The organism is Nonomuraea sp. B208, assembly GCF_057536035.1.
This window is the reverse complement of the sequence record NZ_BAAJOU010000027.1, coordinates 297,696-314,708: the sequence shown is the minus strand read 5'-3', so window position 1 is coordinate 314,708 and position 17,013 is coordinate 297,696. Positions and strand designations below refer to the sequence as shown.

The following is a 17,013-nucleotide window of genomic DNA, read 5'->3' as shown; positions in this document are numbered from 1 at the left end:
TGCGCCCATAGGAAGGGGTGCAAGGTCACTATGCACGAAATGGTGTTATCCGTCACGCAAGATGTCAATATCTCTTGTAGACCAATTGGCTGGTCGTCATGCCAAAGACGTCGCCTTGTGGGTCACACCGCGAGGGTGTCCGAGGTCCTCCTCCGGGGTCGACGTGAGGTCCAGCTCCGATGTGATCATGTAGCGGTCGCCGCGGAACAACGTCTGGGTGAACTCGATCGCAACGCCGTCCGACGTGCGGGTCGCGGTCCTGAAGAGGAAAGCGGGAGAGTACGGCGGCGCGTCCAGCACGGCCGACTCCTCCTGGCTGAGCACCGTCGGCTCGATGGTCTGCGTGCCCGCCGCCACCTTCAGGCCGTAGCGGTCGGAGAGCAACCGGTAGAGGGACTTCTCCTCGAGTTCCTCGGCGGGCAGGCCGGGCACCAGCGCATCGGGAAGCGTCGTGGTGGCGAGCGCGATCGGGTCGCCGTCGGCCAGCCGCAGCCGGCGAATCGTCACGACCGTGTCGGATGGCGCGATCTGCAGCCGCCAGCTCATGCGGACGCCCGCGTCGGAGCGCTCCACGCCGACGAGGCGGGTCGAGGGCGTGATGCCGCGCCGGCGCAGCCCCATCGAGAACGACGACGCCGTCGGCGACTGGGTGATCGTGGGCCGCGCGACGTAGGTGCCGCTGCCCTGCTTGCGGATGAGATGGCCCTCCCTGACCAGGTCGTCGACGGCGCGCCGCACCGTGAGCCGGGAGACGCCGCAGTCCTCTTCAAGCACGCGCTCGGGCGGGATCGGATCACCCACGTTGAGGTCTTCGAGCAGGCTCATGATCCGCTCGCGGACCATGTTGTGCTTGCGCCCGCGACGAGCGTCCGCGTCGCTCACGTCCACCCCCTCCAACCCCTTCACGGCGACATCCGAACTTCTCCCGCATTTTACGCTGCGGCCAGGGATTGGTATTGACGACTTGTATACCAACTCTTACAGTCACCGAAGAATCATGACCTTCCGGTGAACCAGGGCGGGGCGCGATGACGTCACCGCCACTCCTCCGTCCCACGGCTGGCCGCGACCGTCAGGCCGGGTCCGATCATCGTCGCATCAGGGCCGACGCTTGACCACCCTGCCCCGACCCGCGCCTTCACCGACCGGCCTCAGCCCTGAGCAGCATCGTTCCGACAAAGGAGCACCGATGGGCAACCACCTGGTCAATCGACGTCATCTCTTCGGGCTCGCGGGCGCCGGCGGCGCCGCCCTCGCGATCCCCGTCCTGTTACCGGCGGCGGCGCACGGCGCCGCTCCGAACCCGCCCGCCGCGTGGCCCACCGAGTTCGTCGAGGTGACGCCCGCCATCGAGGGTGACATCGCCTGGTACGACGTCTCGCACTGGGGCGTCGAGGGCAAGGGCTGGTCCGACACGGCGGCCTACTACGACCGGCTCCCGGCCAAGGCCGAAGGCGTCGTGACCCCCGAGGTCTGGGCGCGCAGCCGCAACTCCTCGGGGCTTCTGGCCCGGTTCGTCACCGACTCGACCATCTTCCGGGCCCGCTACCGGCTCAGCCTGGCCACCGTCGCGATGTACCACATGCCGGCCATCGGCCACAGCGGCGTGGACCTGTACGCGCGCACCCCGGCAGGACACGACGCCTGGCTCGCCAACACGCACCCGGCAACGCAGAACGTCGACCAGCAGATGGGCATCGCGGTCGACCCAGGAGAGCGCCTCTACACCGCCTACCTGCCGCTGTACAACAGCCCCCAGCGGCTGGAGATCGGCGTGCAGTCCGGCGCCAAGTTCCTCGGCGTCGCACCGCGCACCACCCCGCCCGCCGTCTTCTACGGCAGCTCGATCATGCAGGGCGGCGTGGCGTCCAGGCCCGGCATGTCCATCACCGCGCTCCTGGGCCGCCGCTTCGACGTCCCCACCGTCAACCTGGGCTTCTCCGGCAACGCGCGGATGGAGCCCGAGATCGCCGAGCTGCTCACCGAGCTCGACGCGTCCGTCTACGTGGTCGACAGTTCCCCCAACATGAACCCGCAGCAGATCGCGGATCGCGCCGAGCCCTTCGTCCGCATCCTGCGCGCGGCCCGCCCTGACACGCCCATCGTGCTCGTCGAGGACCGCCGGTACGGGGACGGCCAGTTCGTCGAGTTCCGCCGCACCCGCAACGCCCAGAACGCGGCAGCCCTGCGCACGGCCTACACGAACCTGCGCCGCTCCGGCGTCAGCGGTCTCTCCTACCTCTCGGCCGACAACCTCCCCGGACCTGAGGAGCTGGTGGACGGCTCGCATCCGAGCGACCTCGGCATGGCGACGTACGCCGGCGCGTACGAGAAGGTCCTGCGCCCCATCCTGAAGAGACAAGGCCACTGACCGCCGCTCTGGAATGCCCCGGGGCTTGCGGCACGTCCCGGGGCGACGGCCCCGACTGGAGCGCATGATGAAGTGATCATCACGAGCGGCGGGGCCCACCGGCCTGATGCCGACGACCGAGCTGCGGCTGCACGGCGTACGGGTGCTGGTGCTGGAGGCCAGCGGAGCGGTCTCGACCGCCTTGGGTGGCCGACGACGTAGGTGATGACCGACGGGCGCGTGCCGGACGTGGCCGCCTCCCACTCGATCGCCTCACGCCGCTCGGTGCTCGCGGACGCCCGGCGCATAGACCAGCCAGGGCAACACCCCGGCCTCCCGGGCGACGCCGCGGAAGGTGATCGGCTGCCTGCCGGCCTTGAGGGCCCCTACTCGGGTTGACGCGACCAGCCCAAAAGTAGCTCTCGATAATATCTCAAGTCCGAGAAAGGACCCCTGCCGATGCGCAGAGAGTGGGAGCTGGAGGGGCCTAGCGCGGGATGGAGTGCTTCAACGGAGCGAATGATCTCCGCGGTCAGCGCTCTCTCAACCGCCGAATAATCCGTCTGGCGGTAGGCACGGATGAGCTCCTCCGCGACCACGGTCATGGCCTCGGCCGTCGGGTCTTCATCCATATCTCGCTCCTTCCTGAAGAATCTGGGGAAGATCGCCTCGGCAAAAGCCGGCCCGGGAACGCCAGGTGCGGATGCTGGGACGGAACCCGGTTCAGGCCAGCTGGCGTGAGTGAGTCTTTCAAGCCGGCGAAAGCGGAGCGGGACTCTGGCTGCGCGATGCTTCGTGGCCTGCGGTGGAACACGCATGCGATCAGACCAAGCCGCTTCCATTCCGCATGCTCAGGCCCGAAATCCTGTACGCCAGTAGCCTTGATCACCAACCTGGGAACCCGCGACGACGCTATTACGCCAAGCCCGGCGCCCCTGTGCATGCCGTCCACCGTCCTGGCTCATGCGGCCGCGCACGACGAACAGGCCCCAAGCCGGCCCTCATCTTTGCGTGCTTCCCCCCACGGGTGAGCGCTCAGCCCCGCTGACCGGGACGTTCCACGATCATCGACGTCAGCAAGGCTGTGCTCCACACCGCTCCCTTGCGGATGGCGGGCTTGCTGTTGCCAGGCATGAACGCATCGCGCAGCCAGACCGTCCGAGTTCCCAGGTAGCGATAGGTGGCCGGATCCAGGATGTCGTATCGGCGGAAGGGCCGCGCATCGCCGGCGCGCTCCAGCCAGACGCCCAGCCCACTGCGACTGGCGGCGTCGCTCACGCCCTGCTCGATCCGGACGCCGGGAATGAGCGCCAGAGCGCGGAACATGGCCGCCTCCAGCCGCGGTGGCATCGTGCCGTACCTGCTCAGGTAGAGCATGATCGCGCGATAAGCGCGGGCGTCGGCGGGTTCGACGCCTTTGGGCACCCCCTCCTCGCGGGCTCCCTCGATCCAGTGACGATCACCTGTGATCTTGGCCAGCAGCTTCCTCGGGTCAGTGGGCAGCTTGCGTAGCTTGGCGTCGTACTGCTGCGGCGACAGGTCGTCATCGCCGGGATCCAGCGGGTTGTGTTCCTCTCCGACGGTGAGCTGGCCGTCCTCGCCCAAGTAGGCGGCCTGCCTGCCGTCATAGCGCAGCCATTGTTCCCGGGTCTTGGTCGTCTCTGAGTTCGGCTGCTTGTCCAGAGTCTTGGTGTAGTGCCACTGCGTCGGCAGCGGCACCTGGGCGCTCCTACGCCTGCTCGCCACATCGGCGGCGCGGACCAGCACCACGCTGGAGTCGAGCCGGACGACTGAGGGTGTAGCCGCTGGCCCCTGAGCAGGCGGTTGCGGCCATAGGGTGGCCACGGCGACCGAGGCGGCGGCCCCCAGCGCCCCGATCGCAAGCAGGCGTCGCCCCACTGATCGCCTGCGCCCCCGTATCCGCTTCAGCAGCCGCCGGCGCTCCGAGATGATCCACTCATGGCCGGGCTCGGGGACCTTGGCACGCCACTCGTGCAACGATCGCAGGTCATCCATCGAAAGACTCCTCTCGGGTCATCGCGGGGTCGGATCCCCCGAGCGCCTGGCGTGTCCTCGTCCTGGCTCGGTTCAGGCGGGATCTGACAGTGCCGATCGGGATATCCAGTGCACGGGCCACGTCCTGATATGACATGTCGGCCCAGGCCACGAGTAACAGCACCTCCCGATCACCGGGGGACAGCTTTGCCAGCGCCGCCGCCAGACCGGCCTGCTGTGCGGCGACCCGGTCATCGACACGCTCGGCGTACGGTTCGACGATCTCGTCGATACCGCTGCGGACCAGCGCCCGGTAGAACCGAACCTCCACACGTCTGTGTCGGCTGATGAGCCGAGCGGTGATGCCGTACAGCCAAGGCCGTGCGTCAGGATGGCTCATGTCATAGCGGCCACGGCGCCGAAAAGCGGTCAGAAAGGCGTCGGAGACGATGTCGTCGGCAAGAGAGGGGCCCAGCCGCCGGGCAACGTAACGCCGTAACGCGGGCGCGTGCCTGTCGAACAGGTCGGCGAAGGACTCCGGGTCGTGCTCCGACCGCCGTATCAGCTCGGCGTCGACAGCCCTACCGGATTCGTCATCGGTCACATGGTGCTCCAATCCCTAAGCGGTGGTTCACCAGCTTTCGCCCGAAGGGTCGGCACGAGTTCGCGTCAGGAGATGTGATCTGCATCACGCAGGGCCCGGGTGGTGGAGTTCCAGGTCGCGCCAGAACAGTCGGCAAAGGTTGCGGGCGATCGAGCGGAGCGAGGTGTGGTCCAGGTCGGGCGCCCGCTCGGTGAGGTAGTCGACCATCAGGTCCCGGATCGGCTGGCACTCGATGCCGTACTTGTCGACGACCTGCTCAATGCTAGGTCGGGCCTCGACGCGTAGCGCCCGCAGCCGCGGTGGAGCGGTGGCGGGCAGGATCCCGGTCTCCTTCAGCAGCGCGTAGAACAGCGGCCGTCCGGCGCTTCCCCGGAAGTGATGTTCCTCCAGGGCGGCCGTCAGTTCGACGCAGTCGCCGACGGTGATGTCCGCGACGGCGCCACCCTTGTGGATCACTATCCAGGTGAGCTTGTTCATCGCGTCTGAGCGGGCCCATCCGATCGCGTCCTGGGCGTGCTGTTCAAGCCGGGCGAACCCTTCGGGATCGAGCGCCTGACGCGCCTCGGCCAGCATCAGCGCCAGGCGCTGCCGCAGGAGCCACCGGTAGGTCGGGCGGATCACCTGCCCGACGATGAGCAAGGTGAGGCCACCGATCAGCTCGTCGCGGCGGAACCGTCGCGCGTCGCTGCCCAGAATCGGGTCGGTCCGCTCCCCCACCCGGCGGCGGCGTCCTAACCGCTGACCGGACTCGATTCCGCGGCGAGCGAGGCGGGGGACGATGCCCCGCCTGCGTAGGAAAGCCCGCAGACGCGGGTAGTCGTAGCCCTTGTAGCCCTTTCTTCAGGCTGTGGGGTTGGGGTCGCGGGTTCAGGCCGAGGTGCTACCGCCCACCGCCCAGCCGACGCCGATCGTCAGCAACATGACGAGCATGGAGATGACGATCCAGGCCATCACACCCCCGCTGGTCTTCGTGGTCGGGTCCTTGACCCACCGGTAGTAGTCGCGGGTGATCTGACGTCGAACCGGGGCGAGCATGACCGGGAACATGATCATGAACGCCGCGTACAGGTACAGACTCTGGGCCAGTGTGTGGCTCTGGGCAAGGCTTCGCGCGCCGACCATGATGATGCCGATGGCCGGAAGCCAGAACTGCATCTTGCGGTACGTCGGTATCTGGATGATCCACTGCATGGCGGCGAGATTGACCAAAGTGGCGCCCGCCGCGATCAGTACCCATGCACCGGTGGGCAGCGACAAGAACAAACGAAGCCCCCTTCGAGCCGGACCCCATGAGCCTCAACGCCCATGGGGTCCAGGCCAGTATGCCGACGAGCTGTGGCCCTGTACGTGTCGGCCCTGTATCAAGCATCCTGTGTCAGGCGCCTCCCGTGTCACGCACGTCCTGAGACCGGACAGGCCGGGGCATCCTCCGGTTTCTCGGTGAAGGGACGATGACAGGTGAGCCCTCCGGCGGCCGCTCATCAGCCACAGGGTTCTGCCATGAAGGACCACCCGGTTGCCGCCCTTGACGCCCGAGCTGTTGATGTCCATGTCGCCTGCCACGAGCTGAAACAGCTTCTTGGCCTGCGGCTGCACCCATTCGACGCGGCCGGGCTGGGAGAGGGAATAGCGCCACGGCGTGGTGATGAAGTGGATGCCACCGGCGCTCAGGCCGCGGGCCGACAGCGCGAGGTCCTGCAGCACGCCGGGGGTGAGGTCGGGGTCGGTGGTGACCGACTTCGTAGCCGCGCCCAGGAAAGCGAACAGACGGGCCGGGTTAGTCAGCGTCTGCCCGCTCATCACCTTGTTGACCATGGAGGCGATGAACATTTGCTGACGCTGGATCCGGCCGATGTCAGAGCCGTCACCCAGGCTGTAGCGTGCGCGCACGTAGCCCAGGGCCTGCTCACCGTTGAGTGTCTGGCGGCCGGCCGCCAGGTGCAGCAGCGCCTTGGTGTCGTCGATCGGCTTGGGGAGGCACACTTCCACGCCGCCGACGGCGTTGACCATATCGCGGGTGAGCGCACCGACACGATCATGCTGGCGCACATCTCCGCCGACCGTGACAACGCGCTCATCGTCAGCTTCCCGCGGGACTCGCTGGTCCAGCTCCCCGCCTGCAAGGCCAAACCCGCCCAGCACCTGGCGGGCCAATTGCCGCACCTGGGCACGCGCTGCTCCAGCTCGGCATACACGGCTACTCCTGCCGGCGTTTCGAGCTCGACATGGTCCTGCCCATCCGGCCAGTTGCTGGGGAAGTTCACCAGGGGAACGGTGCTCAGCGCCTCGCACACCTCTTGCAACGCGTCGGCGGGCTCGTCGAACCATCGCGGTCGCCCCACGGCGGCCTCGCGCCGGCTCTCCACGCCGATCACGGCACCGCCGTCTTGAATGTCGAAGGCGAGATCTGCCCAGACCAGGACGTCATCCTCGCGCCGGCTGTGGAAGCGGTCGCGAGCCGCGGACGTGATAGAGGAGCTCCACGATGCCCAGGAAGAACACCCGCGCCAGCGCGGTATGGGTAACGGGTCGGCTCGGGACGCGGCCGAAGGCGGGATCTGGGGTCTGCACCACGACGTCGGTGAGCCCGATGAGCTGGTTCAGATGGGTCAGCTCCGCAGAAATCAGGTACCGGTTCCAGTCGCTGCCCAGCATGCTCGCCAGAGTCTCTCCGGCCAGAGCCACGAGTTGGTGAGGGTCGGCCACCAGGGTGAATCCGCACGGGCTTGACGGGTCCCGACTGAGACGTTCACGGAGGTAACCGACGATTAGACGGGTCACCGTCGCGTCGGAGTCGTCCAGGTCGAAGGTGAACAGGGTCTGCAGAAGCTGGCCCCATGGCCGTGTCAGCGGCAGCGGCGTCCGCCATTGCTCGCATGCCCGTTTGACGTCGGCGTCCGCACTGACCAGAAGCACCTTGCTGAGATCCCTGCCGGCGTAGTCCCGCAGGTCACGGAGCCAAGCCGAGTCCGCGCCGCCGGTCTTCACGCTGTCCTTGCGTCGTCCCGGTGCACGCTGCAGGATCTGATCCCGCAATCCTTCCCGGGCATTGGCCGCCGACAGCGGCACCACGGTGATGTTCTCGATCTCTGTGTCAAGGACTTCAGGAACGCGTCTTGGACCGCCTCTTGATCCGGATATGGCGAGGAGGGCGGGGTCACCTGCAGGCCCGCGTCGCCGAGTCGCCGATATGCCGTACCTGCTGGCCCGAACTGGGCCTGCCAGTCCTCGGCGATGTGCTGGGCCCACTCCCAAGCCACCGGTTCGGGCACCCAGAGCGGCAGCCCGACCACCTTCAGCCGGGCGGCGAGATTCCTCAGCTTGCCCAGATGGGGACGCCCCCGGTCCAGCGCGTTGGCGTCCGACGCTACGGCGAGTAGGCGGCTGCGGGCCTGCAGTCCGATGCTCAGCGGATCCGCGGCACCTTTGGGGGCGGCGGCAGGCGGGGCAGCTGGGGCCCGGCTCCGGGCGCTGCGGGCAGTGTCAGGCATGGTCGTCGCCTTCTTGCCTGGTCGTGGGGGACGTTACTACGGCCAGGAGCCCCGCGGCGAGGGCGCGGCCGTAGGCGGGGGCGTGCTCGTCCTCGCCCAGCCGGATCTGCCGGTCCTGCTGGTGCAGCACCACGGCGCCGTCCGGCTGCCGGGCAACGCAGATGCCGGCCTCGGGCAGTGCCACGCCGCGGACGCCGTCACCGAGGTCGCCGCTGAGGTCGGCCAGGTCGGGCAGCACCAGGCCGGCGGCCACCTGCGCGGCGGCCAGCCGCTCGCGCAGGTCCCGCATCTGTTCGGCGGTGCGTTCGCGTTCGGCCTGAGCGGTGCGGGCCTGCTGTTCGGCGGCCACGGCGCGCTCACGCTGGAGGTCGCGGTCGGCGCGGGCCTGGCGCAACTCGTCCTCGGCGCGCTCCTGCAGCCGCGCGGCGGTGGCCGCCTCGCCCTGCGCGGCAGCCAGGGCCAGGCGCGCCTCGCTCGCCTCCTGCCGGGCTGTCGTGGCGTGGCTTTCGGCGGTCTCGGCCCGGGCACGGACCTGGCGGCTGTCGTGCTCGGCGCGCTCGCGGGCGGCGACGGCGTCGGCCAGCTCGGCCCGCAGGGCGTCGGCCTGGCGGGCGTGCTCGGCCTCCGCGGCGCGCAGCCGGTCGAGCTCGCCGCGCGCCTCCTCCAGCGCGGCGGCCGTCCTGCGCTGCTCGGCCTGAGCCTGCTGCCGCACCACGCCGACCATCGCGCCCGTGATCACCTGGTAGTCGACGTCGCCCGGCGATTCGCTGTGGCGCTCGGCGGAGGTGCGCCGCGGGCTTGAGGCCTGGGACGCTGCCCGCGACGGCCCGACACGGCTGCAGTTCTCGCCAACGCCTGAGGCCTTGCCCGGCTCCACGCCTGGCTGCTGTTGATCGGGGCTCGATCTCTTTTCTTGACGCTCGGACACCAGGAGCACCTCGGCGATGTCGTCGCCGGCCATGGCGCCGAGGGCTGCAGGTCAGCGCATGGATTGAACAACTAAGCCCTGCATGGTGGCCGGCCACCGTGTCAGCCACTGGCGGAACGCCTTTTTCTCGACCGGCCAGATGCATGGCTTCCCGCCGGAGTTCCGGCGCAAGGTACTGGACCTGCTCTGAAGTACATGGTCGTCCATTTCCAGATTTACCGGGAATGCGTGCTTTCTTGTGACACGGTTTTTCCTCGTCCTGGTCACCTTGTTGATCCCGGCGAGTTCGGACATCCTTGGGGCGACCGATGAGAATCACTCAAGGGCCGCCTCATGAAGCCATTCGACGACTCCGCAGGGGGATACGGACCCGTTGTGTTAGCATGCGCGCGTTCGGCGGCACGGCGCTCGACCTGCCCAGCACGGTTGGGGAAGCGAGGTTTACGTGCTTCCGGACGGCTATTCGCTCATGCCGGAATCGCTCCGCTTTTGGATCAGGCCTACACAAAGCAACGGAGGCGATGGTGGCGGTAGATCGGCCTCGGACCGGGGATGCGGTGATCGTGATTCCCGGAATCATGGGCAGCGAACTGGTCGATACCGAGTCGGGCCGCGTGCTGTGGGGACTGTCAGACCTGCAATGGTATGTGTCGGCATGGACGTCAGGGGCGTCGTTGGCCATGTTGCAACTGTCGGCAGATGAGCGAATGGGGCGATATGGCCGGATTCGCGCGACGCGATTGATCCGCTTTCCAGCTTTCGTGCCCGTGCTGTCAGGACTGATGCCGTACCGGTCCCTCATCAAGGGTCTGCATGCCGTCGTCTGGCACCGGGACGCGGTAGCGGAGTTCGCGTACGACTGGCGGCTTCCGGTAGCGCACAACGCGGCCCTGCTGACTGAGTTCGCAATGCGGCATCTCGATGCGTGGCAGGCCCATCCGGCGTACATGGCGGGCCGCGCCGATCTGAGCGGCCCCGACAGCGACCCCTTCCCACGGCTCGTCCTGGTCGCGCACTCGATGGGCGGACTGCTGGCCTGGCTGGCCTGTCAGGACACGGATCTGACCCGGAGGGTGCGGACAACGGTGACGCTCGGAACGCCGTTCTTCGGGGCTCCGAAGGCCGTCCTGCTGTTCGGCGCGGGCGGGGGTGTCCCGCTGCCCCGTCACCGCGCCAGGCAACTGATGCTCACTCTTCCCGGCGTCTACGACCTGCTACCGGCCTACCGGTGCGTGACCGACGGGAGCTCGGCACGACGACTTGACATCTCAGACATCTCGAGCTTGGGCGGCGATTCCGAGCTCGCCACCGAGTCGCTGGCGCTGAGCGAGGCTCGGCCGCTCCTCCCGCCCGCCGGGCATGTGCAGGTCGTCGGCGCGCATCAGCCGACCGTGCAGGCCGTGACGATCAAGAACGGCGCGGTGACGGCCCACCAGTTCACGTACCGTCCGGACCAGGGCGGAGTGACGCGGGTCGACACGGGCGGGGACAGCACAGTTCCGCGGGAGTCGGCGCAGTTGCCACCCGGACCGGCGATACCGCTGGCGCAGTCCCACGGGGCGGTCGCCGCCACGGCCGAGGCGGTGCTGGTCACCCAGGACGCGCTGCTCGACCGGCGGACCGGCCCGTGGTTGGGCGCCGGCGAGATCGGCCTGGACGCGCCCGACATCGTACGGGCCGGGCGCACGTTCTGGTTCGGAGTCACCGGCGTGCGGCTCCCCACTGACGTCCGGTGCACGGTGGTCGACCTTGGCACCGGACTCCGGGTGGACACCCCGGCCGCCCGGTGGCGCGACGGCGCGGTCGTGGCGGAGGGAACACCCTTGCCGCCAGGCCTGTACCAGATCCGGGTGGACGGTGGGGGCGCGTCACCGGTTACGCAGATGCTGCTGAGCGCCGACCTGCCAGACGACGCGTACGGCGGCGCCGACCGCCCGGACGGCACCCGATGAGCCATCGCACCGACGAGAGCGCAGAGCCGGCCACCGACTTCATCGGCAGCGGAGCGCGGGCATGACCCACGGCGGCCCCATGGGGGAAGAAGATCGAGACCGAACCGAGGACACCGACTCAGGTCAGACGTTAGAGGTGTTCCCGGTGGCGATCGGCCACTACACCGACCCGGCCCTGCCCGACCTGGACGTCGACTCCCAGGTAGGCCGGCTGCTCGACCTGCTGGCGCCGTTCGGCGCCTGGCACCAACGGTGGGCGTGGCCGGCCCGCCAGCGGGGGGCGGGCGCGGTCGAGCGACGGTTGCTGGCGTGGCGCCCGGCCGAGGGCACCCAGGTGCCGGGCTCGTTGCTGTACTGGGTCGGTCACGGCTGGTCGGACGGCACCCGTGCCACACTCGCTCACACCGACAGCCCCGCTACAGTCGCCATGGCGGGAGTCACCCCGGATCAGGTGGCAGACGCAGTCCGCGCCCACCAGGCCCTCATCTCACCGGAAGAGGACGACGACAGCGGCGGGTGGGCGATGGTCGTGATCGACACCTGCCGGTCAGCGCGGTTCGTCGAGCTGCTCAACGCGGCCCTGTCCAGTTATGACCCGCCGGAGCGGGTACTGCTGGTGGGGGTGTCCGGGTCGGGGTCGACGTCGTTGGGGCGGTTCACCGACGCGCTGCGCACCGTATTGGTGGACACTTTCCGAGCCAATCGGCGGATCCGGCTGACGGAGCTCGCCAATCAACTACCCCGGCTGCTGCCCGGTGCGCGGGTCTACCAGCATGGGCTCATCGAGGCCTCGCTGGTACCAACCGATCTGCCGGTGGCGTCGTGGATGTCGGCGCCGCTGGACGAGGTCCGCCACCTTGAGGAGGTCCTGGACGGGCTGACCCCGGACGCGCGGCGGCATTTCCTGGCCAAGGCTCAGGGGGCGGAGCACGGAGAGCTGTCCTGGTTCTTCGAGGGCCGGGAACAGGAGCGGTCCCGGATCGTGGGCTGGCTGCGGTGTGCCGACTCGGGGATGCTGGTGGTCACCGGCCGGGCGGGATCGGGCAAGTCCGCGCTGCTGGGTAACGTCTTGGTCCACTCGCTGCCTGAGCTGCGGCAGGCTTTGGCCCGCCGTGGCCTGCTGCGTGCTCTTGACCCCGTCCAGCTACCGCCGGACGGGGTGTTCGACGCAGCGATCCATCTGAGCGGGCTGACCTTGTCCCAGGTGGTCGCCCGCGTGGCTCGCGCCGGGCTCGGCGCGCTGCCCTCGTGGAGCGACCCGGCCGCCGGGGTCGCCACCGACCTGGACTGGCTCGCCGACCGGCTCGCCGAATGGCCTGAGCCGTTCACCGTGCTGGTCGACGCCCTGGATGAGGCAACCGACCCATTGGAAATCGCCCGCTCCCTCCTCGCCCGGATCGCCGCACTGCCCGGGGTCCGGGTGCTCGTGGGCACCCGCGCCTCCACCAACGAGGCACCCGACGCACCAGCTCGCGACGACAACCTCCTCCAGGCCCTGGCGGTCGCTCCCAGCGTCGTCCGCCCCGACACCGCCGATGACGGGGACAACCGAGTGTGGGTCACCCGGGAGCGTGAGGCGATACGCAGGTACGTGGGCCGGCGTCTGCGGGAAGCCCGCGACCACGGTGTGGCCGGCGTCGCCGTGCCCGGCTTCGAACGGGTCACCGACGACGACCTGGAGCGGGTCGCGGCTGCGGTGGCGCGCCGAGACCGGCAGTTCCTGTTCGCCCGCCTGGCCGTGTACGAGCTGATCGAGGACCCGTGGCTGTTGACCCGGGGGCGAGCGCAGTCGCTGGAGGATCTGCTCGACGGGGACCACCAGGACCTGTTCGCCAAGGCGTTGGACCGTCTCGCACGGCACAACGACCGCTATCCGATCCTGCTACGGGCACTGTCCCTTGCCCGGGGCCGTGGCCTGCCCGAGGCGGATGGCGTCTGGGCAGCCGTCACGGCCGCGCTCACCCCCCGACCGCGTCGGCAGGTCGTGGACGACCATGATGAGGAAGATCTGACGGACGAGGGGGTGAGCTGGTCGACGGCCGTGCACGGACTGCTGAACCAGGCCGCGGCCTACGTCATCGTCGACACACAGACCGCCGGCATGCATCGGGCCCCCGCTGACGGTGCCGGCGCGCCCGCGCAACGCACCGATGACGGCGCAGCGGACGGACAGACGGTGTACCGGTTGGCGCACCGTACCTTCGTCGAACACTTCACCGACGTCGGCCATCCGAACGACACCGACACGGGCAGGCAACGGCTGGCCGCCACCGCCCTGCTGGATCTCGCCGCCCGCATCGCTGCCGATGACCCGGCCGGGGTGCCCGGCTACCTGGCCCAGCACCTGTCCGGGCACGTCGCCGACGCCGACATCTGGGACGACCTGGCCGAGCACCCGCAGGTGCTGGACGAACTGGACCCGGCCGCGGTCACCGCCGACGCGCTGCGTTCCCTGTTCGTTCGACGTCCGGTCCCCCCTCCGGTGGCCGGGGTCATCGGCGCCCGCGATGCGCTGTTGGAAGCTGCTCGGAGCGACCGCGCAGGTTTGCGACAGTTGGCCACCACCACCCACAGTTCCCGGCAGCGGGTGGACGAACCCACCGCTGGCTGGTGGGGAGTCGCGGCGGCCCAGGCCGGACACGTCACCATGCACGTGCGGCTGCCCGGCCACACCGCACTCGTCAGACAGGTGTGCGGGTTCGTGCTACCGGGCGGGCGCACCGCGCTCGCGTCGGCCGGCGACGATGGCACGGTCCGGCTCTGGAACCCCGAGAACGTCACCCCGATCGGAGCCCCGCTCACTGGCCACACCGGCACCATCGAGGACATCTGCGCGGTCACCCTGGCCAACGGCCGTGTCATGCTGGCCTCGGCCGGCGCCGACGGGACGGTGCGCATGTGGGATCCGGCCACTGGCCGGCCGGTAGGCACGCCCATCACCGGGCACGCCAGCTCGATCTGGGGGGTGTGTGCGCTGCCGGCCCCGGATGGCTCCGGGCGGGCGCTGCTGGCTTCGGCCGGGGCCGATGGAACGGTGCGAGTGTGGGATCCGGCCACCGGCGAGCCAGTAGGAAACCCCATGACCGGGCACTCCGGCCCGGTCACGGGGGTGTGTGCCCTGCCGGATCCTGGCGGTTCCGGTCGGGCGCTGCTGGCCTCGACAGGGTACGACGGCATGGTGCGAATGTGGGATCCCGCCACCGGCCGGCCGGTAGGCACCCCCCTGACCGGACACTCCGGCCCGGTTCTGAGAGTGTGTGCGCTGCCGGATCGGGGCGGATCCGGGCGGGCGCTGCTGGCCTCGGCCGGGGCCGACGGGACGGTGCGAGTGTGGGATCCGGCCACCGGCCGGCCGGTAGGCACCCCCCTGACCGGGCACACCAGTTCGGTCAGGGCTGTGTGTGCGCTGCCGGATCCGGGCGGTTCCGGGCGGGCGCTGCTGGTCTCCGCCGGAGATGACGGGATGGTGCGGATGTGGGATCCGGCCACCGGCCGGCCGGTAGGCACTCCTCTGACCGGGCACACCAGCCCGATCTGGGGGGTGTGTGCGCTGCCGGATCCGGATGGCTCCGGTCGGGCGCTGCTGGCCTCGGCCGGGGCCGACGGGGCAGTGCGCATGTGGGATCCGACCATCGGCCGGCCGGTGGGCGACCCCCCGACCGGACGCACCAGTTCGGTCAGGGGGGTCTGTGCGCTGCCGGATCCGGACGGCTCCAGCCGGGCGCTGCTGGCCTCGGCCATGGCCGACGGGACGGTACGCATGTGGGATCCGGCCACCGGCCGGCCCGTAGGCACCCCTCTGACCGGACACCTCGGCCCGGTCAGAGGGGTGTGTGCGCTGCCGGCCCCGGACGGCACGGGGCGGACGCTGCTGGCCTCGGCCGGGTACGACGGGACGGTCCGAGTGTGGGATCCGGCCACCGGCCGGCCGGTAGGCACCCCTCTGACCGGACACATCGGCCCGATCTGGGGGGTGTGTGTGCTGCCGGATCCGGATGGCTCCGGTCGGGCGCTGCTGGCCTCGGCCGGGTCCGACGGGACGGTGCGCATGTGGGATCCGGCCACCAGTCAGCCGGTAGGCACCCCTCTGACCGGACACATCGGCCCGGCCACGGGGGTGTGTGCGCTGCCGGATCCGGATGACAGCGGGCGGGCGCTGCTGGCCTCGGCCGGAGATGACGGGACGGTGCGGGTGTGGGACCCGGCCACCGGCCGGCCGGTAGGAGACCCCATGACCGGGCACTCCGGCCCGGCCATATGGGTGTGTGCGGTGTCGGCCCCGGACGGCTCCGGGCGGGCGCTGCTGGCCTCGACAGGGGGTGACGGGACGGTGCGGGTGTGGGATCCGGCCACCGGCCGGCCAGTGGGAACCCTGAGGGGGCACGCCAGCTCGATCCTTTGGGTGTGTGCGCTGCCGGCCCCGGACGGCTCCGGGCGGGCGCTGCTGGCCTCCGCCGGGTCCGACGGGACGGTGCGCATGTGGGACCCGGCCACCTGCCGGCCAGTCGGCACCCCCCTGACCGGGCACTCCGGCCCGATCAGGGCCGTGTGCGCGCTGCCGGTCCCGGACGGCTCCGGGCGGGCGCTGCTGGCCTCCGCCGGAGATGACGGGACGGTGCGGGTATGGGACCCGGCCACCAGCCGACTTGTCGGCGCGCCGCTCGGCGGAGCGCCCGATGCGGCCGAGGCCCTCACGCAGTCCCCAACCCACGTAACCGACCAAGTCGTCCTGCGCGGCGACAGCCTCCTGAGTACCTGGACCCCCTCCACCTCCCGCCTGGCCACGACACCCGGCACCCAACGCGCCTCAGCGGTTGCCTCACTGACCGGGACCGACCATCCGGTTCTCCTCATCGGCGACACTTCTGGGCAGGTTCACATCACCGATCCGGCCACCGTGGCACACCTCGCCCCGCCAATACGGATCGACACCGGAGCCGTACTCGCGCTGCAACCACTGCCAGGCACCCCCGCCCGGGTCGCAACCGGCGGACGCGACGGCGTCATCACCACCTGGGCCATCTCCACCGCCGAACCCGCGGGGCCGCCGCTGCACGGCCACGAAGGTCCCGTCCGCGCACTCTGCCTCGTTCATCGCGACGGTTCGCCGCCGCTGCTCGCCTCGGCCGGCAACGACGGCACGATCCGCTTGTGGGATGTGGCGACCTGGACGCAGCATGGTGAACCCCTCATCGGTCACCGCGGCTGGGTCTGGGCCCTCGCACCCGTCCCGGGCGGTCCCGGCCAGACGCCGAAGCTGGCCTCCGCCGGTGCAGACGGCACGGTCCGCCTCTGGGACCCCCTCGGTCATCGCCACACCGGGGAGCAGTTGACCGGCCACACCGACCAGGTACGGGCCGTTGCCGTCGCCACCTGTGGCGACGGCCGTAGCCTGCTGGTCTCCGGCAGCCAGGACGGCACTGTCCGCCTCTGGCGCCCCATGACCGGGGAACCGGTGCACACCATCCCGCTCGGCATTCCCGTCCACGCCCTGCTCCAGCAGGCGCCTGACGACCGTGCTCGCGAACGCACCGGCGACGGCGCCACCATCACCGTCGGTCTCCGCACCGGCGTCCTCGCCCTGGACCTCCATCGAACCCTCTTCGGGACGAGGGAGGATCGGACCAGGATCCAACGGTCGGCATGATCGCTGTCCGATCAAGGACAGCCCCCTGTCAAAAGGGCGATTGTGT

The 17,013-nt window shown here is 69.8% G+C and carries 12 protein-coding genes and 1 pseudogene; 4 read left to right on the top strand and 9 right to left on the bottom strand.

Features of this window, described 5'->3' with window-relative positions; genetic code table 11:
* Window positions 1-96: 96 nt before the first annotated feature.
* On the bottom strand, window positions 97-882 hold the full coding sequence (locus AC27IY_RS33020) for a GntR family transcriptional regulator (RefSeq protein ID WP_371247637.1): 786 nt from the start codon (window positions 880-882) through the stop codon (window positions 97-99).
* A 307-nt stretch (window positions 883-1,189) separates the two neighbouring features.
* On the opposite strand from AC27IY_RS33020, the gene AC27IY_RS33015 reads away from it, so the two are divergent.
* Window positions 1,190-2,371, top strand: coding sequence for an SGNH/GDSL hydrolase family protein (locus tag AC27IY_RS33015; protein ID WP_423475623.1), 1,182 nt, complete (start codon window positions 1,190-1,192; stop codon window positions 2,369-2,371).
* Between the two features lie 1,014 nt (window positions 2,372-3,385).
* Here AC27IY_RS33015 and AC27IY_RS33010 read toward each other — a convergent pair.
* The 6 genes and pseudogenes from AC27IY_RS33010 to AC27IY_RS32985 form a co-directional block, all read right to left on the bottom strand.
* Window positions 3,386-4,366 carry a CU044_5270 family protein gene (locus tag AC27IY_RS33010; protein ID WP_487180320.1) on the bottom strand — a complete coding sequence of 327 codons (981 nt, stop codon included), beginning with the start codon at window positions 4,364-4,366 and terminating at the stop codon, window positions 3,386-3,388.
* Window positions 4,359-4,949: an RNA polymerase sigma factor gene (locus tag AC27IY_RS33005; RefSeq protein WP_306861939.1), complete on the bottom strand. Its 591-nt coding sequence runs from the start codon at window positions 4,947-4,949 to the stop codon at window positions 4,359-4,361. The genes AC27IY_RS33010 and AC27IY_RS33005 overlap by 8 nt, the downstream gene beginning before the upstream one ends.
* Before the next feature lie 84 nt (window positions 4,950-5,033).
* On the bottom strand, window positions 5,034-5,666 hold the full coding sequence (locus tag AC27IY_RS33000) for a hypothetical protein (RefSeq protein WP_487180319.1): 633 nt from the start codon (window positions 5,664-5,666) through the stop codon (window positions 5,034-5,036).
* Window positions 5,652-5,744 (bottom strand): annotated as a pseudogene (locus AC27IY_RS32995) (IS5/IS1182 family transposase); the annotation flags it as partial. The pseudogene AC27IY_RS32995 and the gene AC27IY_RS33000, both read right to left, overlap by 15 nt.
* A 72-nt stretch (window positions 5,745-5,816) precedes the next feature.
* Entirely contained in the window at window positions 5,817-6,206 is a 390-nt protein-coding gene (locus tag AC27IY_RS32990) for a hypothetical protein (RefSeq protein ID WP_487180318.1), read from the bottom strand.
* Between the two features lie 39 nt (window positions 6,207-6,245).
* Window positions 6,246-7,103: an LCP family protein gene (locus tag AC27IY_RS32985; RefSeq protein ID WP_487180317.1), complete on the bottom strand. Its 858-nt coding sequence runs from the start codon at window positions 7,101-7,103 to the stop codon at window positions 6,246-6,248.
* On the opposite strand from AC27IY_RS32985, the gene AC27IY_RS32980 reads away from it, so the two are divergent.
* A complete protein-coding gene (locus AC27IY_RS32980) occupies window positions 6,987-7,340 on the top strand; it encodes a hypothetical protein (protein WP_487180316.1) in 354 nt (117 codons plus the stop codon). The genes AC27IY_RS32985 and AC27IY_RS32980 overlap by 117 nt on opposite strands.
* Before the next feature lie 33 nt (window positions 7,341-7,373).
* On the opposite strand, the gene AC27IY_RS32975 is transcribed toward AC27IY_RS32980, so the two are convergent.
* Window positions 7,374-8,021 (bottom strand): hypothetical protein, encoded by a 648-nt coding sequence (locus tag AC27IY_RS32975; protein ID WP_487180315.1) that lies wholly within the window; start codon window positions 8,019-8,021, stop codon window positions 7,374-7,376.
* 411 nt (window positions 8,022-8,432) lie between these two features.
* Window positions 8,433-9,401 (bottom strand): hypothetical protein, encoded by a 969-nt coding sequence (locus AC27IY_RS32970; protein ID WP_487180314.1) that lies wholly within the window; start codon window positions 9,399-9,401, stop codon window positions 8,433-8,435.
* Between the two features lie 524 nt (window positions 9,402-9,925).
* Here AC27IY_RS32970 and AC27IY_RS32965 point away from each other — a divergent pair.
* Together AC27IY_RS32965 and AC27IY_RS32960 are read left to right on the top strand one after the other, a co-directional pair.
* Complete coding sequence (locus AC27IY_RS32965; RefSeq protein ID WP_487180313.1) at window positions 9,926-11,320, top strand: alpha/beta hydrolase; 1,395 nt, start codon at window positions 9,926-9,928, stop codon at window positions 11,318-11,320.
* 145 nt (window positions 11,321-11,465) lie between these two features.
* Complete coding sequence (locus AC27IY_RS32960) at window positions 11,466-16,967, top strand: hypothetical protein (protein WP_487180312.1); 5,502 nt, start codon at window positions 11,466-11,468, stop codon at window positions 16,965-16,967.
* Window positions 16,968-17,013: the final 46 nt, after the last annotated feature.

Excerpts from the sequence above, each read along its gene's own strand:
- AC27IY_RS32970 (WP_487180314.1), bottom strand. The coding sequence starts at position 9,401 with ATGGCCGGCGACGACATCGCCGAGGTGCTCCTGGTGTCCGAGCGTCAA.
- AC27IY_RS32980 (WP_487180316.1), top strand. The coding sequence starts at position 6,987 with ATGCTGGCGCACATCTCCGCCGACCGTGACAACGCGCTCATCGTCAGC.
- AC27IY_RS33015 (WP_423475623.1), top strand. The coding sequence starts at position 1,190 with ATGGGCAACCACCTGGTCAATCGACGTCATCTCTTCGGGCTCGCGGGC.
- AC27IY_RS33010 (WP_487180320.1), bottom strand. The coding sequence starts at position 4,366 with ATGGATGACCTGCGATCGTTGCACGAGTGGCGTGCCAAGGTCCCCGAG.